The 238-nt window shown below is 63.4% G+C and carries 1 protein-coding gene; it reads right to left on the bottom strand.

Annotated elements, in window-relative coordinates; translation table 11 throughout:
* Nucleotides 1–214, bottom strand: a 214-nt coding sequence (locus SB719_RS22480; RefSeq protein ID WP_412160083.1) for a D-aminoacyl-tRNA deacylase, incomplete at its 3' end; no start/stop codon positions are given.
* Nucleotides 215–238: the final 24 nt, after the last annotated feature.

The following is a 238-nucleotide window of genomic DNA, read 5'->3' as shown; positions in this document are numbered from 1 at the left end:
GGTGCACCTGCATGTCCGCACCGAAGCGGCCGCTGGCCACGTCGGCGTGCTGAGCCTTTGCCTGTTGCAAAAGATAGTCGAACAACTCGGCGCCGAGGGCCGGTGGCGCCGCTGTCGAGAAGCTTGGGCGCATGCCGTTGCGGGTGTCGGCCGCCAAAGTGAACTGTGACACCAGTAGCAGGCCACCCCCGACATCCTTGAGCGACAGGTTCATCTTGCCCTGCTCGTCACTGAATAC

The sequence above is a fragment of the Pantoea sp. SIMBA_079 genome (assembly GCF_046940275.1).
Classification (GTDB): Bacteria; Pseudomonadota; Gammaproteobacteria; order Enterobacterales; family Enterobacteriaceae; genus Pantoea; species Pantoea borealis.
This window is presented reverse-complemented; position numbering and strand designations above follow the sequence as displayed.